22 protein-coding genes and 1 pseudogene are annotated in these 24,550 nt (G+C 40.8%); 15 read left to right on the top strand and 8 right to left on the bottom strand.

Features of this window, described 5'->3' with window-relative positions; genetic code table 11:
• Positions 1-8 precede the first annotated feature (8 nt).
• From B4F91_RS04635 to B4F91_RS04620, 4 genes are all read left to right on the top strand, one after another.
• Positions 9-1,916: a DUF1800 domain-containing protein gene (locus B4F91_RS04635; RefSeq protein ID WP_286937389.1), complete on the top strand. Its 1,908-nt coding sequence runs from the start codon at positions 9-11 to the stop codon at positions 1,914-1,916.
• Positions 1,917-1,925: 9 nt separating this feature from the next.
• A complete protein-coding gene (locus B4F91_RS04630; protein ID WP_096739977.1) occupies positions 1,926-3,266 on the top strand; it encodes a DUF1501 domain-containing protein in 1,341 nt (446 codons plus the stop codon).
• A gap of 256 nt (positions 3,267-3,522) precedes the next feature.
• The gene (locus tag B4F91_RS04625; protein ID WP_055252973.1) at positions 3,523-4,236 is read left to right on the top strand and encodes a DUF1499 domain-containing protein; all 714 of its coding nucleotides are present in this window, start codon (positions 3,523-3,525) and stop codon (positions 4,234-4,236) included.
• Positions 4,237-4,439: 203 nt separating this feature from the next.
• Positions 4,440-5,489, top strand: a complete 1,050-nt coding sequence (locus tag B4F91_RS04620; protein WP_096739975.1) for an NAD(P)-dependent alcohol dehydrogenase — start codon at positions 4,440-4,442, stop codon at positions 5,487-5,489.
• A 69-nt stretch (positions 5,490-5,558) separates the two neighbouring features.
• Here B4F91_RS04620 and B4F91_RS04615 read toward each other — a convergent pair whose 3' ends face one another.
• Positions 5,559-6,761, bottom strand: a complete 1,203-nt coding sequence (locus B4F91_RS04615) for an MFS transporter (RefSeq protein WP_004587418.1) — start codon at positions 6,759-6,761, stop codon at positions 5,559-5,561.
• Positions 6,762-7,131: 370 nt separating this feature from the next.
• Here B4F91_RS04615 and B4F91_RS19440 point away from each other — a divergent pair.
• The 3 genes and pseudogenes from B4F91_RS19440 to B4F91_RS04605 form a co-directional block, all read left to right on the top strand.
• Positions 7,132-7,902: pseudogene (locus tag B4F91_RS19440) on the top strand (PAS domain-containing protein); the annotation flags it as partial.
• Between the two features lie 48 nt (positions 7,903-7,950).
• Positions 7,951-8,433: a methyl-accepting chemotaxis protein gene (locus B4F91_RS19435; protein ID WP_223230583.1), complete on the top strand. Its 483-nt coding sequence runs from the start codon at positions 7,951-7,953 to the stop codon at positions 8,431-8,433.
• Positions 8,434-8,531: 98 nt separating this feature from the next.
• On the top strand, positions 8,532-10,667 hold the full coding sequence (locus B4F91_RS04605) for a TonB-dependent receptor plug domain-containing protein (protein WP_286937383.1): 2,136 nt from the start codon (positions 8,532-8,534) through the stop codon (positions 10,665-10,667).
• A gap of 42 nt (positions 10,668-10,709) precedes the next feature.
• On the opposite strand, the gene B4F91_RS04600 is transcribed toward B4F91_RS04605, so the two are convergent.
• Entirely contained in the window at positions 10,710-10,883 is a 174-nt protein-coding gene (locus tag B4F91_RS04600; protein WP_004587415.1) for a DUF2986 domain-containing protein, read from the bottom strand.
• Between the two features lie 215 nt (positions 10,884-11,098).
• Between B4F91_RS04600 and B4F91_RS04595 the strand changes: the two genes are divergently transcribed.
• Positions 11,099-12,586, top strand: a complete 1,488-nt coding sequence (locus B4F91_RS04595; protein ID WP_286937381.1) for a dipeptidase — start codon at positions 11,099-11,101, stop codon at positions 12,584-12,586.
• Positions 12,587-12,660: 74 nt separating this feature from the next.
• Here B4F91_RS04595 and B4F91_RS04590 read toward each other — a convergent pair whose 3' ends face one another.
• The gene (locus tag B4F91_RS04590; RefSeq protein ID WP_286937379.1) at positions 12,661-13,446 is read right to left on the bottom strand and encodes a putative porin; all 786 of its coding nucleotides are present in this window, start codon (positions 13,444-13,446) and stop codon (positions 12,661-12,663) included.
• A 238-nt stretch (positions 13,447-13,684) separates the two neighbouring features.
• Between B4F91_RS04590 and B4F91_RS04585 the strand changes: the two genes are divergently transcribed.
• Positions 13,685-13,873 (top strand): 2TM domain-containing protein, encoded by a 189-nt coding sequence (locus B4F91_RS04585; protein WP_288635391.1) that lies wholly within the window; start codon positions 13,685-13,687, stop codon positions 13,871-13,873.
• 58 nt (positions 13,874-13,931) lie between these two features.
• Here the strand turns inward: B4F91_RS04585 and B4F91_RS04580 are convergent, their stop codons facing one another.
• The 3 genes from B4F91_RS04580 to B4F91_RS04570 all read right to left on the bottom strand — a co-directional run bounded on the left by B4F91_RS04580 (position 13,932) and on the right by B4F91_RS04570 (position 16,158).
• Positions 13,932-14,369, bottom strand: a complete 438-nt coding sequence (locus B4F91_RS04580) for an OsmC family protein (protein ID WP_029773410.1) — start codon at positions 14,367-14,369, stop codon at positions 13,932-13,934.
• A gap of 147 nt (positions 14,370-14,516) precedes the next feature.
• Entirely contained in the window at positions 14,517-14,654 is a 138-nt protein-coding gene (locus B4F91_RS04575) for a DUF2256 domain-containing protein (RefSeq protein ID WP_126006276.1), read from the bottom strand.
• A gap of 1 nt (position 14,655) precedes the next feature.
• Complete coding sequence (locus B4F91_RS04570) at positions 14,656-16,158, bottom strand: cryptochrome/deoxyribodipyrimidine photo-lyase family protein (RefSeq protein WP_286938362.1); 1,503 nt, start codon at positions 16,156-16,158, stop codon at positions 14,656-14,658.
• A gap of 84 nt (positions 16,159-16,242) precedes the next feature.
• Between B4F91_RS04570 and B4F91_RS04565 the strand changes: the two genes are divergently transcribed.
• From B4F91_RS04565 to B4F91_RS04550, 4 genes are all read left to right on the top strand, one after another.
• A complete protein-coding gene (locus B4F91_RS04565) occupies positions 16,243-16,845 on the top strand; it encodes a flavin reductase family protein (protein WP_286938360.1) in 603 nt (200 codons plus the stop codon).
• A 77-nt stretch (positions 16,846-16,922) separates the two neighbouring features.
• A complete protein-coding gene (locus tag B4F91_RS04560; protein ID WP_029773413.1) occupies positions 16,923-18,851 on the top strand; it encodes a S9 family peptidase in 1,929 nt (642 codons plus the stop codon).
• A 261-nt stretch (positions 18,852-19,112) separates the two neighbouring features.
• Positions 19,113-20,567 carry an ATP-binding protein gene (locus B4F91_RS04555; RefSeq protein ID WP_286938359.1) on the top strand — a complete coding sequence of 485 codons (1,455 nt, stop codon included), beginning with the start codon at positions 19,113-19,115 and terminating at the stop codon, positions 20,565-20,567.
• 9 nt (positions 20,568-20,576) lie between these two features.
• Positions 20,577-21,251, top strand: coding sequence for a response regulator (locus B4F91_RS04550; protein ID WP_029773415.1), 675 nt, complete (start codon positions 20,577-20,579; stop codon positions 21,249-21,251).
• 18 nt (positions 21,252-21,269) lie between these two features.
• Here the strand turns inward: B4F91_RS04550 and B4F91_RS04545 are convergent, their stop codons facing one another.
• Positions 21,270-22,124, bottom strand: a complete 855-nt coding sequence (locus B4F91_RS04545; RefSeq protein WP_286938357.1) for a PA4780 family RIO1-like protein kinase — start codon at positions 22,122-22,124, stop codon at positions 21,270-21,272.
• A gap of 254 nt (positions 22,125-22,378) precedes the next feature.
• Here B4F91_RS04545 and B4F91_RS04540 point away from each other — a divergent pair, with 254 nt between their 5' ends.
• Together B4F91_RS04540 and B4F91_RS04535 are read left to right on the top strand one after the other, a co-directional pair.
• A complete protein-coding gene (locus B4F91_RS04540) occupies positions 22,379-22,654 on the top strand; it encodes an EF-hand domain-containing protein (RefSeq protein ID WP_055252984.1) in 276 nt (91 codons plus the stop codon).
• 11 nt (positions 22,655-22,665) lie between these two features.
• On the top strand, positions 22,666-23,118 hold the full coding sequence (locus tag B4F91_RS04535; RefSeq protein ID WP_004587402.1) for a hypothetical protein: 453 nt from the start codon (positions 22,666-22,668) through the stop codon (positions 23,116-23,118).
• A 128-nt stretch (positions 23,119-23,246) separates the two neighbouring features.
• Here B4F91_RS04535 and B4F91_RS04530 read toward each other — a convergent pair whose 3' ends face one another.
• Positions 23,247-24,548: an MFS transporter gene (locus tag B4F91_RS04530; RefSeq protein ID WP_286938355.1), complete on the bottom strand. Its 1,302-nt coding sequence runs from the start codon at positions 24,546-24,548 to the stop codon at positions 23,247-23,249.
• Positions 24,549-24,550: the final 2 nt, after the last annotated feature.

The following is a 24,550-nucleotide window of genomic DNA, read 5'->3' as shown; positions in this document are numbered from 1 at the left end:
GATTTAACATGCATTACAAATCAGTTTTATTAGCAAGTTGTGCTTTATTGCTAAGCGCCTGTGGTGGCTCAGGCGGCGATGACACGCCCACCGTCAATTCAAATAAAATTCCTACCTTATCGGTTGCCGACATACCCAGCGAATTAACTAAAGGCCAAACCATTGAGCTAATTGCAACAGCAAGCGATGAAGACGGCACAATAAGCAGTGTGGTTTGGCAACAAACTGCGGGCACCACGTTATTGAATGAACCATTAGATGCGTTAAGTACCCGCCTTACTATACCCGCTGCGCAAAGTTATGAGCCTATAACGTATTCATTTAGCGTAACAGCCACCGATAATGAAGGGGCAACAAACACGCAAACCGTTACATTTGTAGCCAAAAACAGCATGGACATACACAGCGCCGCTAGGTTATTACACCAAGCTAGCATGGGCCCAACGCTTGCTGAAATAAACAGTGCTCAAGGTTTAAGTGAGCAACAATGGCTCGATGACCAAATAGCACTGCCAGTTAGCTACCATCGAAACTACTTGGTAAAACTTGAAGATGACGAAGACTTTAAATATATAAGCCGAATAGATGCATGGTGGAAAGCGGTACTACAAAGTGACGATCAACTACGCCAACGCGTTGCATTTGCACTGAGTGAAATATTGGTTGTATCGGATGAAAATAGCGATTTGCGAGCACAACCAGAGGGTATGATCACTTACTACGATTTATTGCTCAAACATGCGTTTGGCAATTTTAGAGAGTTACTCGAAGAGGTAACGCTTTCGCCAATTATGGGCACGTACCTAAGCCATTTAGGGAACGAAAAAGCTGATGAAGCACTTAATATTCGCCCAGATGAAAATTACGCCCGTGAGGTTATGCAATTATTTACCATTGGCCTAGATGAGTTAAACCTTGATGGCACCGCTAAGCTAGATGCAAACGGTAATAACATAGCAACTTACGGACAGGCTCAAATACAGGGGTTTGCGCGTGTATTTACAGGCTGGACACTTGCCGGCAGCGAAACCTTTAAACGCAAAAGCCGCGATTATATAAACCCTATGCAAGCTTACAGCGAATACCATTCTGATAAAGAAAAAGTACTATTAAATAATGAGGTTATACCGCCTGGTTATGGCCCAGAGGAGTCGCTAAAAATAGCCCTCGATAATTTATTTAATCACGACAACGTAGCACCGTTTATTTCTAAGCAGCTTATTCAGCGGTTAATTACCTCAAACCCTACTGCGCAATATGTAGAGCGCGTTGCCCGTGTATTTAACGATAATGGAAGTGGTGTGCGAGGCGATTTAGCCGCAGTTGTTAAAGCTATTTATTTAGATGACGAAGCACGCCATTTTGGCAGTGTACTTAGCTATCAAGGTAAAATTAAAGAACCACTTTTAAAAACTGTGCAGTTTTGGCGAAACCTTAATGCGAAGTCGCAGCAAGGTTATTATAAAACGTGGAACTTAGTAGATAGCTATGGGCAAGGCCCCATGCAGTCGGGCTCTGTATTTAACTTTTTTAGACCCGATTACCAAAGTGCGGCGTTACGCACGCAAGGTTTGGTAGCGCCTGAATTACAAATAGCCAACGATGCGACTTTAATAGGCACAATGAATGCCTTATTTGCAAGTTTGGTTTGGAGTACAGCCGAAGCGCATACCGAGTTAAACCCTGCAGGAATTTATGTTTATGTTCAAAGCGATATGGATTACTTGGCGCAAAATGGCATTAGCGCACTGATAGAGCAATACAATACTCTGTATTTTGCCGGCAATATGAGCGCTGACACTACACAAGCTTTGCTTGATTTAGATGCCTATTTTGACGAGGATCAGTACCGCGTGAGGGTTTCGTACTTGTTATACATGATTGCTATTTCACCTGAATTTAACGTGCAGTATTAGGAGCGCATAATGAGCTTAAATAGAAGAGACTTTTTGTCATTATGTTTAAAAGGCGGGGTATCGGCAGCTGCTTTAACTAGCTTGCAGCTACAAGCGTTAACGGGGGCAACTAATGCAATAGAACTCGGTGATTATAAAGCCCTAGTGTGTGTATTTTTATACGGCGGAAACGACTCACTGAATATGTTGCTACCCCTTGAGGGAGAGCAGCGTAGTTTATACGAGCAAAGCCGGCAAAACCTCGCAGTAGACAATCCGCTAGCGTTAAGTGTTTCTCAGCAGTTTGCAGGTGGCGTGGGTATTCATCCCTCACTTGCGCCTTTACAGAGCGTGTTTGAGTCGGATGATTTAGCCTTTGTTGGTGGCGTAGGCACTTTACTTACTCCCACCACATTAACAGATTACAAAAATAACGCGGTGCCTTTACCTAAGCATTTATTTTCGCATAACGATCAGCAAGCGTCATGGATGTACGGCCGAGAAAAAGCCTCTTTAAACAGTGGGTGGGGCGCACGTATGCTAGAGCGATTAGCTGTAGAGGATCAGTTTGCGGCAAATATCTCTCTCGATGGCACTAATTTATGGCAAACAGGCACAAATACCAGTGCCTTTGCGCTTAACAAAAGTGGCATAAGCACAATTAACGCATTTGGAGGTTATCAGCCCCGCACTGAGCACATTACTAACATAATGAACCGCTTGCTAGGCAATGCAAGCCATGTACTAGGGCGTGAATATGCGAATGGCTTAAATAGCGCAATTACCAACACGCAAACGATGAACAGTGCGCTTGAACAAGCCCCAGCGCTTACTACCACCTTTAGCGATACTAGCTTGAGTGAGCAATTAGCCGCGGTGGCCAAAGCTATTAGTGTGCAGCCCTCGTTAAGTACACAGCGCCAAGTATTTTTTGTCTCTATGGGGGGATTTGACACCCACGATGATCAGCTTACTGCGCACCCTGCATTATTAAATACGCTAGCTCAAGGGCTCAGCGAGTTTAACAGTGCCATGAAAGAGCTAAACATGAATGATAAAGTCACCACGTTTACTATGTCGGACTTTGGCCGCACGCTCACCTCAAACGGCGATGGCACCGACCATGGCTGGGCGGGTAATCAAATAGTAATGGGCGGCGCGGTAAAAGGCCGTTCTATTTATGGCCAGTTACTTACTCAGCAATTAGAGGGCGAATACGATACCGGAGGCGGGCGGTTAATTCCGCAAGTGGCTAACGAGCAATACTTTGCAACGTTAGCGCAGTGGTTTGGCGTGCCTGTTTCGGAGCTGGTTGATATTTTTCCTAATTTAAGTAACTTTAACAGCGCTACCTTAGACTTTTTTGTGTAATGATACTGACACGCTAGCCTAGGTACGTTAGTTTAAGGTTAAAGCGCCGCTGCTTGATAATAAAAATTCGTTATTTAGTTGTTTTAATTAGCTTATTTTAAGGTTTTTGAACAAAGCTTATTATTTAAAGCACTTAAGTATCACTATAAAGTGGCGTTGGCTGTTAATTGTAATCTAAACCCAGTGCTTGGCAGTATAATGTACTGGTTTCAACTACTTAAAATTAAAGATCACACATGATAAAGGAATCATAATAATGAAAATTTTAGTGAGCTTAGTAAGTTTAATCGCTTTTTTACTCGTTTTACTGCCAGGGCCTTTATATAAGTATGGCGTTGTTGAACTAAGTACTGCGTTTGCAGGGTTTAGATTTGGTGTGTATGTGGGTGGCGCTGCATTAGTGCTGCTTGTTATACAGGTTATTTTTATGCGTAAAACGCTTAGCATGGGCAGCACTTTAATGGCATTGGTGTTTGCAGCCATCGCGATTGCAATGCCACTGAGCATGATGAGCAAGGCTAAAAGCGTACCCGCGATCCATGATATTTCGACCGATTTAATTAACCCGCCAAAATTTGTGGCAATTGTACCGCTGCGAGCGGATGCTAAAAACCCAGCTGAATACGCAGGAGAAGAAACAGCCACGCAGCAACGCAAAGCTTACCCTGAGCTAAAAACACTAAATTATGCACAATCAAAAACAGACTTATTGGCTGCTACCGAGCAAGCGGTTAAAAATTTAGGGTTTGAGCTTGTTAATGTTAATGCGGCTACGGGCATTGTAGAAGCAACGGATACCACCACATGGTTTGGTTTTAAAGACGATGTAGTTGTGCGTATCAATGATGAAGGCAGCCAGCGCTTTGTAGATATACGCAGTAAGTCACGCGTGGGGCGAAGCGATTTAGGAAAAAATGCTGAACGTATACATTCACTCATTGATGAGATAAATACGTTACTGGATAAGTAACCAACATTTGAGTTAAAAAAGCCCAACCTTGTTGGGCTTTTTTGGTCAGGGTGCATTCACAGCGCCAGCGTTAGTGTAAACCATATCAAAGTGCATACCGGTATTATTTTTAGAGGCAGCCCTTATGGGGTTGGCTTTTAAATAAAGTACTTAAATAAGCAAAAAGGTAGACGACTTAAATTTTTACAGACTATGGAGTTGTTATGAAAACAGTAGGATATGCAGCAAAAAGCGAAGGTGCGCAACTAGGTGAATATACTTTTGAGCGCCGCGATTTACGCGATAACGATGTAGAAATTGAAATTTTATATTGTGGCGTATGCCACTCTGATTTACATGCAGTGCGCAATGACTGGGGAGGCAGCCGTTACCCGTTAGTCCCTGGGCACGAAATTGTAGGTAAAGTAAAAGCCATTGGTAGCGCTGTTAAAAACTATGCAAAAGGTGACACGGTAGCGGTAGGCTGCATGGTTGATTCATGCCAAAGCTGCAAACAGTGTGATAACGGCGAAGAGCAATTTTGCCAAGAAGGCATGGTAGGCACATACGCAGGTAAAGACAGAGAAACCGGCGAGATGACCCAAGGTGGCTATTCTAAACATATTGTTGTTCGTGAAGAATTTGTACTATCAGTCCCTGAAAACCTAGAGCTTTCGCGCGTTGCCCCTTTATTATGTGCAGGTATCACTACTTACTCTCCTTTACATAAGTGGGGCGTTACAAAAGGCAGCCGTGTTGCCGTTGTAGGGCTTGGTGGCTTAGGTCACATGGCTGTTAAAAATGCCGTAGCCATGGGCGCGAGTGTAACTGTGGTTGGGCGAAGTGAGTCTAAAAAAGATGACGCAGTAAAACTTGGCGCGCAGCATTATTTAGTGTCGACTGACGAAGATGCAATGAAAGCGTCGCAGTCGGCTTTTGATATTATTATTGACACCGTACCTGTTAAGCACGATTTGTCTATTTACACACCCTTATTAGACATAGATGGGACGCTAGTTATTGTTGGGCAAGTTGGCCCCGTAGAAGAGCTAAACACTGTGCCTCTTTTAATGGGTCGTCGGCGCATCGCAGGCTCACTAATTGGTGGGATAGAAGAAACTCAACAGATGCTAGATTTTTGTGGCAAAAATAACGTATTGCCAGAGTGCGAAATGATTAATATTGACCAAATAAACACCGCGTATGAGCGAATGGAAAAATCAGACGTACGCTATCGTTTTGTTATTGATATGGCGTCGTTAGAGGCCCAGTAAGGTGGGTGATTAAATCCCCTTGTTAAAGTAAAAGAGCGGCTAATTGTATTAGCCGCTCTTTTTATATGCTTAACACGTTTGTGCTGCGGGTTGTTGTTTATTAAGTTGCAAGTAGCTTAAAAACCACATTACTAAGCCGCCTAAAAACAACGCCGCTGCGACATAACCTGTTTGGTTAGGCGCTGCACCTTGTGCAATAACAGCCCCGCCAACCCAAGGGCCGATAGCATTTGCGGTGTTAAATGCGCATTGTACTAATGCACCAATCATTGCATGGCCCTCTGGGGCTACATCCATTAATAAAGATTGAATAAGCGTTGCCAAACCTACACTGCAACCAATAAAAAATATAACCGCATACAGCATCCAAATATTGTAACTTGCGCTAACGTAGGCAATTGCAAATACGATGGTGCACACCAGTGCAAGGCCTGTGGTTTTAATGGCAGATTTATCGGCCGCTTTACCTAATATGTAATTACCTAACGTACAACCAATACCAAACATCACCATAGCGATAGAAATAGTGTAAGGGGCTGTTTTAGTTACATCTAAAATTGTATCGGCAATATAAGTGTAAATACAAAACACGCCGCCAAAGCCAATAATAACAATACCTAAAATAGACCACACCAGTTTATTTTTAAGTACGCCAAACTCGTTAAGTAAGTTAGATGGCTTAGCGTTATCAATATTTGGCACTACTTTGTATACAAATATAAACGCAATAAACGCTAAAACCGCAGCGCCACCTAAGCAATAACGCCAGCTTAGATTTTGCCCCACCAAGGTAACAATAGGCACGCCAACGATGGTCGCAATGGTTAAGCCCATAAATACTTTTGACATAAAGCTTGCGCGTTTACCCGAAGGGGCAATATCGGAGGCAAGCAAAATAGCGGCACCAAAGTAAGCGCCGTGAGGTAAGCCACTTAAAAAGCGAAAAATAACGAGCTGCTCTAATGAGGTTGCTAATGCACTCAAACCATTAGAAATACACATTAGGCTTAAAAAAATCAGCAAAGCTTTGCGTTTTCGCATATTGGCCGTTGTAAGCATTAATACCGGCGCGCCTACCACAACACCAATAGCATAGGCGCTAATTGCATAGCCACTTTGCGAAGGGGTTGAGCCAAACGTTTCACTGATCAGCGGCAGCATAGGCATCATTGAAAATTCTGATAATCCTAAAATAAACGTACCTAGTGCTAACACTAATAAAATAGCAGCTTTATTTAACTGATTAGATGCCGACGCAACATCTGCACTCATAGAAGATCCTTTAACTTTGATTTTAAAAATAGTGAATAGCCACACATTAACTGTGTGGAGAGTAAACATATATTAGGTGTGGAGTGTGTCAGTGAGATGGCTATTTTAAGTTAAAAAGTGTACTGCGTCATGTATAAAAAATAGTATTTTTGGCTTGTTTTACTTTTGTTAATTGCTATAAAGTGTGACTTATTGGGTTAATTTATAAAAAGTTTTTAAAAAGCAGCTCACTAGCTAGTGTTTAATTGCTCGCAGAAAAACTAAAAAACACCTATATTTACAAAGTTATTACATTTATTGCTAGCTTACATATTATTTTTATATTTGTTTGTTATTGTCATTCTATTATTATTCCCTAAAGGTTTAACACATGTTTGGTCTACGAAAAGATAACGCCAAAGTTGAAGAATTGGAACGTCAACTCAATGAAAGTAAATCAGTACTATCCGCTATTTATAACCATGTAGCGTATATTGAATTTACACCCGAGGGAAAAATTTTAGACGCTAATGAGCTTTTTTTAGATACCGTAGGCTACAAAAGAGAAGAGGTAATAGGCAAGCACCACCGGATGTTTTGCGATTCAGACTACGCTAAGTCGAGTGAGTACAGCCAATTTTGGCAAGCGCTGCAAGGGGCAAACTCAACAAGCGGTACCTTTATGCGATTTAACGCTAATGGCGAAAAGCTATGGCTAGAGGCTACTTATTTTCCTGTTGAAGTAAACGGGGTGGTTACTAAGGTTATTAAAATAGCGTCGGATATTACAAAAAATTATGTACAGCGAAAATCTCAAGAAGCGCTCACCGAAGCGCTTGATAAGGCGCTGGCTACAATAGAATTTCACCCCGATGGCACCATAATTAAAGCAAATCAAAACTTTTTATCTACGGTGGGTTATTCACTTGCAGAAATTGTTGGCAAACATCACAAAATGTTTTGTACCGACTCTTTTTATCAAAATAACCCTCGGTTTTGGGAAGAGCTAAGCGATGGGCAGTTTAAGTCTGGTAAGTTTAAACGAATAACCTCTGATGGCTCGCAAATATGGCTAGAGGCAACTTATAACCCCATTTTAGATAATAAAGGCAAAGTGACAAAAATAGTGAAGTTTGCCTCTAATATTACCGATCGCATAAAAGACAACGAAGCCGTTAGTGAGGCCGCACAAATTGCGTATGAATCGGCGGTGTCGAGTGCGCAAACGGCAAAAACGGGCTCAGATATATTACATGATGCAATTGCAAACTCAGATGCAATTGTAAGCCAAGTACTTAAATCGGTTGATTTAATTAAAAACCTGAATGAGCAGTCAGCAGTTATCGGCTCTATTGTGTCGACCATAAGCAGTATTGCCGATCAAACTAATTTATTGGCGTTAAATGCAGCCATTGAAGCCGCCCGAGCGGGCGAGTACGGGCGAGGCTTTGCCGTGGTAGCCGATGAAGTTAGGCAGCTTGCAGCAAGCACCAGCAGTTCAACCAACGAAATTGCAACCGTAGTTAAAAACAACCAAGAGCTGACTAACGATATTTCAAAGCAAATCACCTCCGTCTCTGATTCCTCAGAGCAAGGCCGAGAGCTAATAGCGAAAGTCTCAGAAGTCATTCAAGAAATAGAACGCGGTGCAGATGCTGTTTCTGCAACAGTGTCTAAGCTTAACGCGAGTTAAGTGGCAGTAAGTTCTCAAAGTGCGACATTTTGTCGCGCTCTAAACTTGTAACTACATTATATAATTTATGCCATATATAACAGTGGCATAAATTATAAATGGCTCATATTCAACATATCCAACACACTTATTTATTCTCTCCTTTAGCACTTTTATTAACTGGCCTTTTTTCTCCTGCAGTATTTGCAGATGATAACACTTTAGAAATTATTGAAGTGCATGGACAGGTACACAATAAGCACTTATCGCTTGGTTCGTCAGAGGCAATGCTTAGCAATTTAGGTGTTGATTTTTCGGCTGCGGGCGGGGTGTCTAACTTACCTATTTTAAATGGTTTAATGGGCGATAGAGTAAAAGTACTGATTGATGGCGCAGAGGTTACTGCAGCGTGCGCTAATCAGATGAACCCGCCTCTTTCTTATATATCAGCTAATCAAGTAACGGCTTACAATGTAGTTGCTGGTGTTTCACCTGTAAGTGCTGGTGGCGATAACATTGCAGGTGTAATAAGCGTTAACTCAATTTCACCACAATACAGCGAAAATACTGAGCTTGCATGGCACTCAGGCTATGTCTCGGCTAAGTACAGCAGTGTTGATAGCGGTCAAAAACTAGGTGTGGGAGCACGTTTAGCAAGCGATACTGTGAGCCTTAATTACCAAGGCTCGTTTAGTGATGCCAACAGCTACAAAGATGGAAAGGGGAATGTGGTACTAGATACATTATATCGGGCTCAAAACCACAGCCTAACTGGCGCGATACGTGACGATAAACAGCAAGTTGTGATAAAGCTTACGCATCAAAAAATACCGTATCAGGGTTTTGCTAATCAGTACATGGATATGACTGATAACACCAGCTATGGCGCTATTGCCCAATATAAGCGCAGTTTTGAAAATAGCGAGTTTGAAGGGCAGGTTAACTGGCACAGCGTTAAACACGAAATGGGTTTTTTTAGTAAAGAAAAAACCGGCATGATGCCCATGAAAACAGATGCAAAAGACATAAGCACACAGCTTAAATGGCGCCTTACACTTGATCAAAATAGCTCATTACTACTTGGACAAGAATATTATAATTACCGCATTGATGATTGGTGGCCGGCGATTGAAAGCTCAACCATGATGGGGCCAAATGATTATATAAATATTAATAACGGTAAGCGTGAGCGTATTGCCTTATTTGCAGAATATGAAAGCCAAATCAATAACAAGCTCTGGTTAAATACGGGTATAAGGGTTGAGCGTGTTAATACACAGGTTGATGAAGTACAAGCCTATAACGATGGCATGAGTATGATGAATATGGGCAGTATGAGCACAATGACAACTGCCAATAATGCGCTAGCTGCCAATAACTTCAACAATGCTGATAGAGATAAAACCGACACCTTAGTTGATGTAAATGTATTAGCTAATTATCAAATTACACTTTATGACGAGCTGCAATTAGGCCTTGCCCGTAAAAACCGAGCCCCTAATTTATATGAGCGCTACAGCTGGGGTGTAAGTAATATGGCAAGCACTATGATTGGCTGGTACGGCGACGCTAATGGTTATATTGGTAACCCAAACCTCAAAGCCGAAACCGCTCATACCATCAGTGCAACGTATTCAAAAACAGCAAAAAATGATGCGTGGCGGGTAAGTGCTAATGTGTGGTACACCGATATAACTGACTACATTGATGCAGATATTGTACGTAGTTTTAATAGTTATGGATTAGCAAACACAACACGTAACATTTTAAGCTTTACTAATGTTGACGCCACACTTTATGGCGCAAAGCTTGATATAAGTAAGGCACTTTATCAATCAACACAGTTTGGCGAATGGCAATTAAAAGCAAACATAACGAGCACTCGTGGTAAGCGCCGCGACACTAACCAACCGATTTATCAAATTAAGCCATTGCATACAGCGCTCTCATTAAGCCAGCAAATAGGATTATTTGAAAATGCGCTGTCGTGGCAATGGGTGGATACAAAATCACGCGTTGATGTTAACCGCTTAGAAAACCAAACCGTTAGTTACAGCTTAGTTAATATAAGCTCTAAAGCTTCTTTTGATGCGCTTACGCTGGGTATTGAGGTGGTAAACTTATTTGATACGTTTTATCAATTACCCCTAGGCGGGGTAAGTATTGCAGCGCTTAAGCAAGGTAGCAGCATGGGGTTTACTCAATTAGCTGGGCAAGGGCGCTCATTTAATATAAGTGCCAGTTACGCATTTTAAACCCATATAAAGCGTTGAGAATAGGTTGCTTGGCGCTTTAGTTTAATCTGATGTTGGCGTAACTTGCTCGGCGTTGGTTGTTTGCTGCGCCTCTAAAGCTAGTTTTTCACGCTCTGCTTTTGATACATACGCCGGTTTATTACTTTTATGCAATTTAGCATTAGCACGTTTATCTTTTTTCTGAAATTTGGTGACAATTTTTTTGCGGCGGTTCATTAGTACTAATACTCTGATTAATTAAGGTCGCGCATTATACAACCAATGCAATGTAAGCCGCTATCTAAATTTAAAGCGCGATTGTTGTAACCCTGCCGCAAAGCGCTATTTAATACTATTGCTTGGCGGTATAATTTAGCTTTAATACCAATTTAATTATTTAAGCGATTTATTATTGCGCATTGGTAGTAATGATTCATACAAAAGGATACGTTTTGAAAAAGTTAGCTTTGCTTTGCAGTGCTTTATTTGCTTTTAGCGCACATGCACAATTACATACAAATATTGATAGTGTTGCCGATTACGCTGTGGATACTTATCAACAATCACAAATTCACACGTTAACTAATTTAGTAGCTTTTCCTACGGTAAATAAAGAGTCGATACCCGCGCCACAAAATCCTGACTTTATTAATTTTAAATCAGTATTAAAAATGAAAGCTGCAGAGCTTGGGTTTGATTATCAAGACTTAGGCTACACCGTGCTTATAGGCATGGGAGATCAAAACGAAAAGGTTACCGTTGTAACCCACGGTGACGTACAACCGGCCAATGCTAGTAAGTGGAAACAAAGCCCATTTATTATTGATACCTCAGAGCCTGGAAAATTAGTCGGGCGAGGCACAGAAGACGACAAAGGCGCAATAGCCACCGCACTATACGCCATGAAAGCGATTAAAGATAAAGGCATAGAGCTTAATAACCGCATAGAGCTGATGATTTACCTAGCTGAGGAATCTGACTGGGGCCCGCTTACAGAATTTATGAAAACCTACGAGCAGCCAAAATACGCCGTAACCATTGATGCATCATACCCAGTTGTAGTAGCCGAGAAAGGCTGGAGCTTAATTGCTCCTACTTTTAATGCTACCTCAAAACAAACCGGTATGTATGTGAGTAATTTAGCGGGCGGCGCGTTTAAAAGCCAAATACCAGAAGATGCAAGCTTAGTGCTGCATAACGCAAGCGCTGTCGTTATTAACTCATTAAAAGCTAACGCTAAAACACTTAGTGAAGTTGAGTTTAACTTTGAAGAGCAAGCTGAAGGCTTAAAAATAACTGTAAAAGGGGTGTCTGCGCATTCATCAGAGCCAGAGTCGGGTGTTAATGCTATTGCACACCTGAGCGAGCTATTTAAAGACGTAGCACTTGAAAATAATAGCGATGGCCAGCTTATAAAATTTGTAAATCAATTAATTGGCTTAGATATTCATGGTAAGCAATTTGGTAATATTGCCTACGAGCATGAATTCATGGGCCCAATGAGCGTAGCCCCTACCGTAATTGAACGCGATGGTAACGCACTAACGTTAGCCATTAACGCGCGCCGCCCAGTTGGTAAAGATGAAAATCTACTTAAAGCGCAAATAAACAGTGCGATTAAGGAATGGGAAACTGCAAATAACGTAACGCTTACTAAAGTTGAAACCGTTATTGGTACACCCATGCTGTTAGATAACGCGCCGCACGCACAAAAGCTGCTTGATATTTTTAAACATTTTACAGGTGACGAACAAGCTGACTTTGTATCAATAGGGGGCGGCACTAACGCAAAATTATTTGATAATGCAGTCTCGTTTGGCCCTTCAATGCCAGGCAAACGTTATACCGGCCACTCAGAGCATGAATTTATTACGCTTGAGCAATTAGCGCTTAATTTACGTATGTATACCGCAATGATGATAGAGCTAGGTAATATGTAAGCTATAGCTGTTTTAATATAAAAGCCGCCTTATTTAGCTGAAGTGACTCCAGCAAGGCGGCTTTTTTGTATTTACTAAAACTGAGCTACAAAACTGAGATTGTATATATCGTAGTCATCGTTATCGGTGTAATTAGCTGTAAAATAGTAGTTATCGTTAATAAAGTATTTACCTTCAACAACTAAATCTGAGTCGTATAAACCAACGCCAACTGCAACATGCTTATTAAAGTAATAATTTGCCAACACATTAAAAATTGAATCATCGCCAGCATCGAGATAGTCAGCATTTATAGTAAAGTAGCGTTCATCGTAAAGGTGAGCAAAGTAACGTGATGATAAGTCCCACGACTCTATTTCATCATCCGTCTCAACAGTAAAACCAATGTAGTCGGTGTCATTAATTTGGTGATTATATTGAGCTTTAAACAAATAAACTGTGTCACCATATTCGTAATCTATCATACGTGCAGATACTTTTAACGAATCAGCAAATAAGTAACCTATGCCAAGTGAATAGGTATCAGTATCGCCAATATTAGGCAGCTCTATGGTTGCAAAAGCATTACCGTAAAAGCCTTCTCCAAAAATCCCTTTTCTACTATAACCATCTGAATTAAAGTAATTTAAGCCTATATTACTATCTGTATCTAGGTAGCCATAATCATCCCACACTCCCGAGCTTTGTTGCTCTTCAAAGTAATAATGCGTAGATAATCCGTACACATTATCGCTGTAATAGCGTGAATCTATTTTTGCGTAGTTAATTGTATTAAACCATTGCTTTGACGCTGATTGTTCGGCGTTTACTGATGCTGTACAGCTAAGTGCAAGCAAAGAGAGTGGCATTAAGTAGCGCATAAGTATCCTTTCTTAAAATTAAATAGGTGTATCTAGAAAAGGTATTATATTAAATACTCTTTAAAATACATTTAAATAATTGTAAGTAACTGTATGTTTGTATAAGTATTTGTAGAGATGCGCTTGAAGGGGCTGCTATAAATTTATGACTAATGTCATATTAACTGATGACAAATAGCACCTTTCAGGCTTAAAAATTAAGGCAATAATAACCTTACATTTTAAGAGGAGAGCAAACATGAATACACCAGCATTTTTTGATAATTTAAAACGTTACTTTGTGGCTTTGGTATTTTTGACTGCGATAAACTTAATTACATCGCCAAATAATTTATGGGTAGTTTGGCCTGCTTTAGGGATGGGCATTGCATTGCTAAATGAGCTATTAAATTCAAATAACTCAAAAAAGGTTAGGGATGAGTGTTAAGCCAAGTAACAGGTTACCTGGCTTAACGCGTAAAACCGTAAGGTTTAAAAATTACGTTTTATGCGGTTGAGTCGAGCGTTGCGTTTAGGGAAATTTCGGTATTAAGTAGCTTTGAAATAGGGCAGCTTTTTTTAGTTTGCTCACACAATGCCTGAAATTGCTCGTTAGCAATATCTTTAATACGTGCGTTTACTTCAAGCGCTATATGGGTGACTGCAAAGCCGTCATCAACCTCATCAAGGCTTACGGTGGCTTTAGTATCAATTTTATCGGCTTTAAAACCGGCATCGCCAAGTGCAAGCGAAAGCGCCATACTAAAGCAGGCACTGTGCGCAGCTCCCACTAATTCTTCTGGGTTAGAACCAGGCTCGTCTTCAAAGCGAGTATTAAAACCAAATGGTTGTTTATCAAGTGCGCCGCTTTGTGTAGAAATACTGCCTTTACCTGTTTTAATATCGCCTGACCAGGTTGAGTTTGCCGTTTTTTTAATCGTCATCATCTTCTCCTTGCGTTGCATGTAAGCTTTTCAGGCTGAGTAAGTGCTATTTACATAAAACACCTAAATACAGCCTTAAAAGCCGAGTTATTCATACCATTGCAAAATAGACGCCAGCTCACGCATTGCATAAAGGATTAATACCTTTTACTTTTTATTACGTTTACAGCGCTCTGAGCAGTAAATAACGTTATCCCAATCGCGCTGCCACTTTTTACGCCACGCAAAAGGCTTGTTGCAAACAGGGCACATTTTTTGTGGTAAGTGACTTTTTTTATGTGGCATATTAATTACTTTTTGCGGTGTTTTTGTGTGTACGAGTAAGCCCTACATGCTTTTTTAATATGTTAGGAATTGCACGTTTAACATCGGTGCGCTCGCGATATTGCCATAAACGTTCGCGTGCTTGTTTAGAGGCTTGAGTTAAATCAAGCATTGGCTCGGGGTAGTCTTCACCAAGTTTAAAGTCGTTAAACAGCGCTTCCATTGGTGTTTGTTGCCAAGGCTCGTGTAAATATTCTATCGGCAGCTTTTCAAGTTCGGGGCACCATTTTTTAATAAAAGCGCCGGTTGGGTCTTGATCTTCAGATTGCTTAATTGGGTTGTAATGCCTAATGGTGTTAATGCCCGTAACTGAGGCCTGCATTTGTATTTGTGGGTAATGAATGCCAGGTTCAAAGTCTAAAAAGTAATTTGCCAAAGGTAAGCTTGCCTGCTGCCAGCTTATATTTAAATGATGCGTTACAAAGCTAACCAACATAGCGCGCATTCTAAAATTAATATAGCCCGTGGTTTTTAAACAGCGCATACAGGCATCAATAATGGGTATACCCGTTTGGCCTTGTGCCCAGCGCTTAATATCGTGTTGTACGTTGTCATCGTTTCTATAGGGGAACTGATGATACCCCGCATTGAGCGCTTTAAATTCCATCGTACTCTCACTTTCAAACTTTTGCATAAAATGGCAGTGCCAATGCAAACGCGATACAAATGCAGCAAGCGGGCGCTTCCAGCCTTTTTTGCTTGGGTGTTTTGCATGGTATGCATCAATAGCGGTTTGATAAACTTGTTTAAGGCTAATATTACCCCACGCTAAATAAGGCGAAAGCCTAGAGCAATGAATACGGCTTAAGCTGGGGCTAGATATGCCTTTTTGATATCCCTTACCGCGCTCAGCAAAAAAGCTTTGCAATATTGTGTGCGCAGTTAAAGGCCCACCTACTTGAAAGTTGTCATCATTTTGCGTGTAGCTGTCGGGCAATTTAGGTGTTTGGTAGTTATTAAGTGTAATGGTTTTTATGTTTTTCCAATTAGGAATAGCAATAGGAGCCTGCATTGTTTGTTGCCAGCGTGCGTTCCAATCTTTACGGTTTTTTTTGCCACGAATAACGCCGCCCGTTTGTGACTCAAGCCAGTTAACTTTGTTAGCTTTACACCATGTAGCCACGGCTTTATCGCGCTCAAAGGTATTGTTTAAACCAATTTCTTGATGGCTAAATATGTTTGCTATTTGGTATGTTTGATTAAGCGTGTTTAACAGTGTCAGCATGTTTTGGTTAAAAATATACAGCGTTGCTTTATAGCGAGTTAGCTGCTGATTTATTTCGCCTATTGATTGATAAACAAAACGCCAATGGCGCGCATTATAATGTGCATCCTCAAGCATTAGTGGCTCAAAGTTGTATAGCAGTAACGTGGGTAAATCATCACTAAATGCATTTTTAAGTGGTTGATGGTCGCTAAGGCGTAAATCGCGTTTAAACCACACTATGTTTATTTTTTTGCGCATATTTAAAAAAGTGGCTGCAGTTATGAAATACTGTACGCAATACAGCGCTTTTACGATTTGCAGTACGACGTATAAAGGAAAATTATGTTTTTAGATTTAACGCAAAACACGCAGCACAATGTTTACTCGTATTTAGTGGGGGGTATTAGCCCACGGCCTATTGCTTGGGTAAGCACACTTAGTAAGGAGGGGGTTGCTAATATTGCCCCGTACTCTTTTTTTACAGTGGCCAGCTGTAACCCGCCAGTGCTGAGCGTGACCCAAGTAAACCCACGCGACAAAGCCAATAAAGACACGCTTTTAAACCTTCAAGCCACTAACAACTGCGTGGTTAATATTGTTAGTGAAGAGCTAGTAGAGAAAATGAATCAAAGCTGCGCTAATTATCCACATAATGTGAGTGAATTTGAGGCGGCAAATATTGAAACAATCGCCAGTACACACGTAACATCCCCAGGCGCCGCAGCGGCTAAAGTAAGATACGAGTGCACTTTAAGAGACGTTATTCAGATAAGCGACGAACCAGGTGGCGGCAAAGTTATGCTACTCAACGTGGTGGGGATTTATATTGACGATAACGTGTTAGTGAATGGCTATATAGACCCCACGCGATTAAACAGCGTAGGTAAAATGGGTGGAGACTACTTTAGCTCTACTAAAGATAAATTTGTACTAAAGCGGCCATAATTGTAAAATAACAGATTAACTTTATACACTTACTGTTAACTCATTAAGCGTTACTTATAAAAACAAATGGATATTGAATGTCTAAACTTTACCTCACTTTAGTATTTGCCCTACTTAGTTTTAGCTGCCTATCAGCCTCTGATAAAAAGCTACCCATAGAAGCGTTTGCAGGCTTAAAAAGCATAAGCCAAGTTAAGCTCTCACCAGATGGAAATAACATTGCGTATGTTAGAAACCTTGATGGCGATTTAGTTTTAATGGTGCAAAGCCTTACAACAGGCAAGGGCAAGCCGATTATTAAATCGGATAACCACACTGTATTTTTTGACTGGTTTAGTTGGGCAAATAATGATGTTTTGTTATTGGGCGCACGATACATTAAATATCAATTTGGTGGGGTTAAGTATGCGTCTACATTAATGTATTCGTATAATCTAAGTGATGATAAAGGAATAAAACTGGCTTTTAGAGCAAACAACACGCGTGATGAAAAGCAGCCTCAGTTTTCTGACCGAATTATTAGCTTTTTACCGGAGCAAGAAAATAAAATACTCGTGCAGGGCGATTTTAAAATAGCCAATACCCCTGCTGTGTATGAACTTGACCTAACTACCTTACGCAAAAAACAAATACAACGTGCTCGTGCAGATGTAACCAGTTGGTTTGCTGATAGACAAGGCAAGGTTCGTATTGCTAAAAAAATGGATGAAACACAATTTACTTACGAGCTGTACAACGAGCAAAATGAGTCGTGGCAAACACTATTTAGCTACGAAGTATTTAGTGAGCAAAGCATTTCGATACTTGGCTTTGATAAAGACCCTAACTTTTTATACATCACTGCGCTACATGAAGGGCGTGATGCATTATTTAAGCTTAATCTATCAACTAACAAACGTGAGCTCATTTTTAGCGACGACAAGTACGATGTAGATGGCGATATTTTTTACTCCCGTAAAACTGGCGAAGTGGCAGGCTTTACGCATTCGCATTTAGAAGATGGTATTGCGTATTGGGATGAAGACTTAGACAAGCTACATCGCTCTTTACGAGCATCACTACCTAAAGATTCATTTGAAATGGATATTGTTAGCACCAGCGACGATCAGCAAAAATATGTACTTTATGTCAGCTCAGATAAAACATCAGGCGCCTACATGTTAGGTGACAGAAAGCGAGGTGATTTAACATTTTTTGCAGACGTTTACCCACACATTAACGAAAGCGTATACGCCGGTAAAGAGCACATCAGCTATAAAGCACGTGACGGGCTTATTATAGAAGGCTACTTAACGCTGCCTGTTGGCTATGAGAAAGGCGATAAGTTACCCACTATTATATTTCCACATGGTGGACCTATGGCGCGAGACTATGCAGGCTTTGACTATTGGACTGCGCTACTGGCATATAATGGTTATGCCGTGTTACAGCCTAACTTTCGTGGCTCAAGTGGTTATGGTTATGACTTTTTAATGCAGTCGATCCAAGGTTTTGGTTTAGCCATGCAAGATGACTTACAAGATGGAGCTAACTGGTTAATAGACCAAGGGATTGCTCAGCCAGATAAAATTTGTATTGGTGGCGCAAGCTATGGTGGATACGCCGCCTTAATGGCTGTTATTAAACACCCTGAAACATTTAAATGTGCGGCAAGTTTTGCAGGGGTAACTGACCTTGAGCATATTGTGAGTAAAGCCCGACACTTTACAAACAAAGACATAGTACGAAAGCAGTTTGGAACAAATAGCGATAAGTTAGAGGCCAATTCGCCGGTTAATTTTGCTAAATCAATTAACAAACCTGTTTTACTTGTGCATGGTAGCGATGACAGTGTTGTCCCTATTTACCATAGTAGAGAAATGGAAGATGAACTAGATGACGAAGATAAAGATGTTACTTACATTGAGCTAGAAGATGGCGATCATTATTTGTCTTATCAGCCGCATAGAATTAAAACGTTACAAGCGTTTCTCGATTTTTTTGATAAGCATTTAAAAAACGATTAATAACAAAGGCGACTTAGGTCGCCTTTTTTGAGCGTAATTTTTTATATAATGCACATTGTTTGCACTTTTACTTGTTAACGTTATACGTTGTTATTAAAGGCGCTATTTATAAGTCGCTATAATAGAACACGCAATTAATACAATTGGTATTACAGACTATTCTTTAAAGTGCTTAGAGCCTTTAATAATACGTTTTAGCAGTAAAAAATACGCAATAAATAACAGCTCAAATGCTTTTAGAGTCAGGTTTATAAAAAATAAATGAAAATTCATAACAAACTTTTTTTAATATTATTTAGCTTCACCTTTAGCATTATTGCGGGGCTTGTTGTGCTTATTCAGTACAGTATTGGCCAAGGTATTATTGATTTTGTAAACGCCAAAGAAGTAAAAGCATTAGAGCCATTAGCGGTACAGCTGGCTAATAAATACGCGCAAACTCCCTCGTGGGATAAAATTATAGGTAACGATCAGCGCTTTTTAAGGTTGGTTGAATCGCAATTGCAATCAAGCCAGTTTTTACCTAGTTTACGCGATATGCCACAGCGCCCAGAAATTCGCGGTGAACGCAGACCCAGACCCCCACAGCATATGGCGCAACAAGATCGACGCCCACCGCCCGAGCATGCCGCGCACTATGCACTACTGGATGAAAACCAGCAGCGTATTTTTGGTAAATTATTTGAGGATTTAAAGTACATTAAAACGCCCATAGAGCTTGAAGGTAAAACAATTGCTTACCTTGCTGTTTCAAAAAGAAAAAGCCTAGCAGATGGGTACGAGCTGGATTTTTTAAAGCAACAAACTAACTATTTATGGCTTATTGCGTTAACCGCAGGGCTACTTACCTTACTGTTGTCTTTTTTACTGGCAAGGCATTTAGTTGGCCCTGTAAAGCAAATTGCCAGTGGTATGCATAAGCTAACCAAAGGGCAGTACAGCACCAAACTTTTATTAGATAGAAAAGACGAGCTGGGCCAGCTTAGTGAAGATTTTAATACCTTGGCCTTTACGCTCGCTAAAGATGAGCAAGTACGTAAACGCTGGTTAGCTAATATTTCTCATGAACTAAGAACGCCCATGAGCATTTTACTCGGTGAGCTCGAAGCTATGTTGCTTGGGATACGTGAACCAAACAATAAAAATATTAGTTCTGCTAACGATGAAGCGCTGCATTTAAAGCGCTTGATTGACGACCTACACATGTTAAACAGCGCAGAACTAGGCGGCATGCATTACACCATGCAACCTACCGATGTAGGCTTTTTACTTAACTCCATAGAGCAAAAGTATCACGTTATTTTTGAGCAGCACGCTATTAATTTTTACCTTCTTAATAGTGCTAACAACACCACAGTAAACGCAGATAAAACACGTATACTGCAATTGCTAGATAATATATTAATGAATGCGGTGCATTACGCCCAGTGCTCAACTATTTCTTTAAGTGCCAATAACGTAAATATTAAAGGCCAAGCCTATTTAGAGCTTATAATAGAGGACAACGGGATAGGCGTTGAGCAAACGCATTTATTGCACTTGTTTGAATATTTATACCGTGTAGACAGCTCTCGCAATCGCCAAGAGGGTGGCTCTGGTTTAGGTTTGTCTATTTGTCAGCATATTGTTAAAGGTCATAATGGCGAAATATCAGCCGAAAAAGCCAGTATTGGCGGGCTTGGCATTGTTATTAAATTACCCTTATTAGTTCAGTAGAGGATAAATATGAGTGAGCAAATACTCATTGTTGAAGATGAAATAAAACTTGCCAATTTAATGAGCGACTTTTTAACAAGTCATCATTATCAAACGCACCTTATTCATCATGGTGATGAAGTACTTAGCTGGCTTGAAAGTAATAAGCCAAGTGTTATTTTATTAGATATTATGTTGCCAGGGCAAAGCGGTATAGAGCTGTGCAAAGCGATAAGAAAGTTTTCTAATGTGCCCATTATTATGGTTTCGGCAAAGGTGGAGGAGATTGACCGGTTACTCGGACTTGAACTAGGCGCCGATGACTACATTTGCAAACCGTTTAGTTATGCTGAGCTGGTGGCGCGTGTAAAAGCAATTTTAAGGCGTGTGAATACCACAAAAGAGCCGGTAAATAATGCCATGACACTGGATGAAAGTACTTACAGTGTAAATTATAAAAATAGCAGTATAGAACTTACTAATTTTGAATTTCAGCTATTTAAGCCTTTGTATTCAAACCCTAACAGAATCTATTCACGCGATAGCTTAATGGACACCATGTACGCAGACCAACGTATAGTTAGCCACCGTACTATAGACAGCCACATAAAAAAGTTACGTAAAAAGCTGGATGAAGTAACGCAAACCGACAGCGTTATTCAGTCGGTTTACGGTGTGGGCTATCGGTTTGTTCACCCTCAATAGCTAAACGTGAGCGCAGTTTTACTCATCGTCAGCGTTTTTAATACGCTCTAAACGGTCGAACTCTTCGTATTCGGCCGCTTGTATTTCATCGAGTACCGCATCTACGTCTGCAGATTCGTTACTGTCTTCAAATTCTCCACTGAGCACAGTGTTTGGCGTTAAGCTGGCCTCTTCAAACAGTGCCCACATTTCTTTAGCGTAATGAGTGTTTAATAGGCTAGGTGCAAACTGCGCATAATAACGACGTATGTTGTTTACATCGCGCGTAAACATTGCTTGCGCACTGTTATTGGCTGCGGCGTTTACAGCTTGTGGAAGGTCAATAATTACAGGCCCTTTACTATCAACAAGTACGTTAAATTCTGATAAGTCACCGTGGATAATACCAGCGCACAGCATTAATTTAATATAATGAACCATCATACTGTACTGCTCAATAGCGTCTTGCTGTGTAAGGGTCACATGCCCTAACTGTGGAGCAACATCTCCGTCTTCATCGCACACAAGCTCCATTAACAACACACCATCAATACAGTAATAAGTATCAGGAACTCTGACGCCAGCGCGTGATAAACGTGAAAGCGCGTCTACTTCTGCATTTTGCCAAATTTCTTCTTCTAGTTGCCGCCCATAACTAGAGCGTTTACACATGGCGCGGGCTTGGCGTCCGCCTCTTACTTTTCGGCCTTCTTGGTACTGAGCTGCCTTTTTAAAGCTGCGTTTAACGGCATCTTTGTAGACTTTAGCACAGCGAATTTCGCCACCGCTGCGTACCACAAATACATCCGCTTCTTTACCGCTCATTAAGCGGCTTATCACTTCATCAATTAGGCCATCATCAACGAGTGGCTGGAGGCGTTTAGGTATTTTCACTGCGATACAACTAGAAAAATTGGAAGATTAAACATGTATGTTAATAAGTCCTTAGTATGTTAGCTCTCAAAACAGGTGTTGAAAGTGGTTTTAAGTAATTAGTTATCACAATAACCGAAATACCGAATAAGGTAAAAATAACATGATAAAAATCGGATTTATTTTTATTTCCTTATTGTTTGCACAATGTTTGCGTTTTTTAAGCGTACTTTATATTCATACCCTTTATTAATATTTAACCCAAGGTGACCACGATGAAGCATTTTTCTACTTTTGCTGTTGCTGCATTATTATCAATGGCTTTTTCAGCCAATGTTGCAGCCAGAGGAGGTGATAACCCACCACCTAAACCTGACTTTTCAAGCATAGATGCAGATGGTGACGGTGTGATTAGCCTTGCAGAATTTAGCGAAAGTGCACCACCGCAAGGCGATGCGCAAACTATTTTTGACGAAATAGATGCCGATGGGAATGGCGAAATTAGCGAACAAGAATTAAGTGAACACAAGCCACCACGCCGCTCACGTTAAGGGAGAAAAATATGATCAACAGTATTGGTAGTTCAGCGAGTTTTATGACTCAACAATCTAGCCAAGTAAGCGCTTTAACTTCAGAGCAAACTGAGTTTGTTAAAGAAACACTTGCAGAATTTGATGCACAAAACCTAAGCACGGAAGATGCGCAAAGTATTCAAGCTGCATTTGAAGAGCAGGGGATCTCGCCGACAAAAGAGTTGGCTGATTTAATGAGCGAACTTGATTTTGACGCTAAAAGTATTGGCGATGCAGGACGCCCTGAAGGGCAGCGCCCGCCACCGCCGCCGCAAAACTCTCTAGAATCTGTTGATACTGACGAAGTGGTTAGCTACTTAGATGAGTTATTAACTGAGTATTCAAGCCAGCTATCTGATGAAGATAAAGAGTCTATCTTGTCTTCAGTACAAGAAAAATTTGGTTTAAGTGAAGGCGATTCATTGCTGAATGTAACTGCTTAGGTGTTATAACTTGAGGTAAAGCTGACTGTTTATCCTTAGGTCTTAAGTCCAAAGCTCGGCAATTATTTTGTTGGGCTTTTTTAATTTACCAATTCGCTTAATTGATCACGTATTATTGCGCATTGGTATTACTCCGCTTGAGGCAAAAAAATCGCGCTAATAGCACCTAACAAACCGAGCAGGCTATACAACAAAATAAGCTGTGCGGTTGATAAAAATGCTTCTAAAAGCCCTATACTGCCTAACATTAAAAGCAAAATGCCTATTACAGTATTACTAACCGACACGTAATCAGTGCGTTTATTGCCTTGTGCCATATCTACTAAATAGGTTTTACGCCCGAGCCGTACGCCTTGATGAGCAATGCAAAGCAAAAAATAAAAACCAGGTATTACCCAAGCATATTCAAACAGCTGGCTATACCATGTGGCTATTACAAACACGCTCACGCCGTTTATGGTGACAAGCAACGCACTTAATACAAGCACCTTTTGGCTAGAAAAATCGCTGAGTCTTCCCCATATTGGCCCAGAAATTAAACTTGCTAAGCCAGACACGGCTAAAAATACTGCCAATAATGAAAATTCAAACTGCTGAGAGCTTGCTAAAATAATATAAAAAGGCGCGCTTAGGGCTGAGCAAAGTAAAAAGGCGCGGGTAATTACAAAGTGTGCAAATTGTTTATCTTGATAAAGCAGCTTTAATTTACTTAGCGCATTTAAAAAGCCATTTTTACCGCCTTGTGTCGCCCCTTTGTATTCGTTTATGCGGCTATAAAAAAGTGCAGCAATAACCCACAAAACGGCGCCTAAACACAGCGCAATTAATACCGTATTTTGCTCTTTTTGCCCCGAAAAAAACCACATCATTAAACCAAAGGTGAGTGTTGCAAAGCCAGCTATACTTGCCGCCAGGCCACTTATATTGCCCCGCTTTTTTTTAGGAATAACTTTACCTAAGACATCTTTAGCAGCAATAGAATTAAACCCGCGGGCGAGGCTAAAGAGCACCAGCAGAGCTAAAATTGCATAGCCAGCCTGAGCGCCTTCTAACACAAATGAAACACCAACCATAGCGCCAATACATAAAGCTTGGGCAAATGCACCGCAAACCCATACCCACTTTCTTACAGAGATTTTACGGATAATATTGGCTATCGCTAATTGTGGTAATAAAGAGCCAGATTCTCTTATAGGCACCAGCCACGCTATAAACGCGCTTGGCACGTTTAAGCTTTGCATTAACCAAGGCAGAGTGACTTTAGGGTTGAGGAGGGCATCGGCAAACTTACTAAAAAGCTGACTTGTTAATAAAAGAATAAAGTTACCGGCCACTTCTTTGCATTCATCTTCGTTTATGTCTTTACAAGCGCGTGCGTCTTCATCGTTGTTAAGGCGTTTATAGACTTGCTCTTTAGTGAGTTTTTTCATAC

Origin of the sequence: Pseudoalteromonas sp. UBA6610 (assembly GCF_002433295.1) — a bacterium.
Lineage (GTDB): Bacteria > Pseudomonadota > Gammaproteobacteria > Enterobacterales > Alteromonadaceae > Pseudoalteromonas > Pseudoalteromonas atlantica.
This window is presented reverse-complemented; position numbering and strand designations above follow the sequence as displayed.

Coding starts and splice junctions, on each gene's coding strand:
- B4F91_RS04555 (WP_286938359.1), top strand. CDS start 19,113: ATGAAAATTCATAACAAACTTTTTTTAATATTATTTAGCTTCACCTTT.
- B4F91_RS04540 (WP_055252984.1), top strand. CDS start 22,379: ATGAAGCATTTTTCTACTTTTGCTGTTGCTGCATTATTATCAATGGCT.
- B4F91_RS04605 (WP_286937383.1), top strand. CDS start 8,532: ATGGCTCATATTCAACATATCCAACACACTTATTTATTCTCTCCTTTA.
- B4F91_RS04535 (WP_004587402.1), top strand. CDS start 22,666: ATGATCAACAGTATTGGTAGTTCAGCGAGTTTTATGACTCAACAATCT.
- B4F91_RS04565 (WP_286938360.1), top strand. CDS start 16,243: ATGTTTTTAGATTTAACGCAAAACACGCAGCACAATGTTTACTCGTAT.
- B4F91_RS04570 (WP_286938362.1), bottom strand. CDS start 16,158: ATGCGCAAAAAAATAAACATAGTGTGGTTTAAACGCGATTTACGCCTT.
- B4F91_RS04635 (WP_286937389.1), top strand. CDS start 9: ATGCATTACAAATCAGTTTTATTAGCAAGTTGTGCTTTATTGCTAAGC.
- B4F91_RS04630 (WP_096739977.1), top strand. CDS start 1,926: ATGAGCTTAAATAGAAGAGACTTTTTGTCATTATGTTTAAAAGGCGGG.
- B4F91_RS04530 (WP_286938355.1), bottom strand. CDS start 24,548: ATGAAAAAACTCACTAAAGAGCAAGTCTATAAACGCCTTAACAACGAT.
- B4F91_RS04585 (WP_288635391.1), top strand. CDS start 13,685: ATGAATACACCAGCATTTTTTGATAATTTAAAACGTTACTTTGTGGCT.
- B4F91_RS04615 (WP_004587418.1), bottom strand. CDS start 6,761: ATGAGTGCAGATGTTGCGTCGGCATCTAATCAGTTAAATAAAGCTGCT.
- B4F91_RS04575 (WP_126006276.1), bottom strand. CDS start 14,654: ATGCCACATAAAAAAAGTCACTTACCACAAAAAATGTGCCCTGTTTGC.
- B4F91_RS04625 (WP_055252973.1), top strand. CDS start 3,523: ATGAAAATTTTAGTGAGCTTAGTAAGTTTAATCGCTTTTTTACTCGTT.
- B4F91_RS04600 (WP_004587415.1), bottom strand. CDS start 10,883: ATGAACCGCCGCAAAAAAATTGTCACCAAATTTCAGAAAAAAGATAAA.
- B4F91_RS04550 (WP_029773415.1), top strand. CDS start 20,577: ATGAGTGAGCAAATACTCATTGTTGAAGATGAAATAAAACTTGCCAAT.
- B4F91_RS04590 (WP_286937379.1), bottom strand. CDS start 13,446: ATGCGCTACTTAATGCCACTCTCTTTGCTTGCACTTAGCTGTACAGCA.
- B4F91_RS04580 (WP_029773410.1), bottom strand. CDS start 14,369: ATGACGATTAAAAAAACGGCAAACTCAACCTGGTCAGGCGATATTAAA.
- B4F91_RS04560 (WP_029773413.1), top strand. CDS start 16,923: ATGTCTAAACTTTACCTCACTTTAGTATTTGCCCTACTTAGTTTTAGC.
- B4F91_RS04620 (WP_096739975.1), top strand. CDS start 4,440: ATGAAAACAGTAGGATATGCAGCAAAAAGCGAAGGTGCGCAACTAGGT.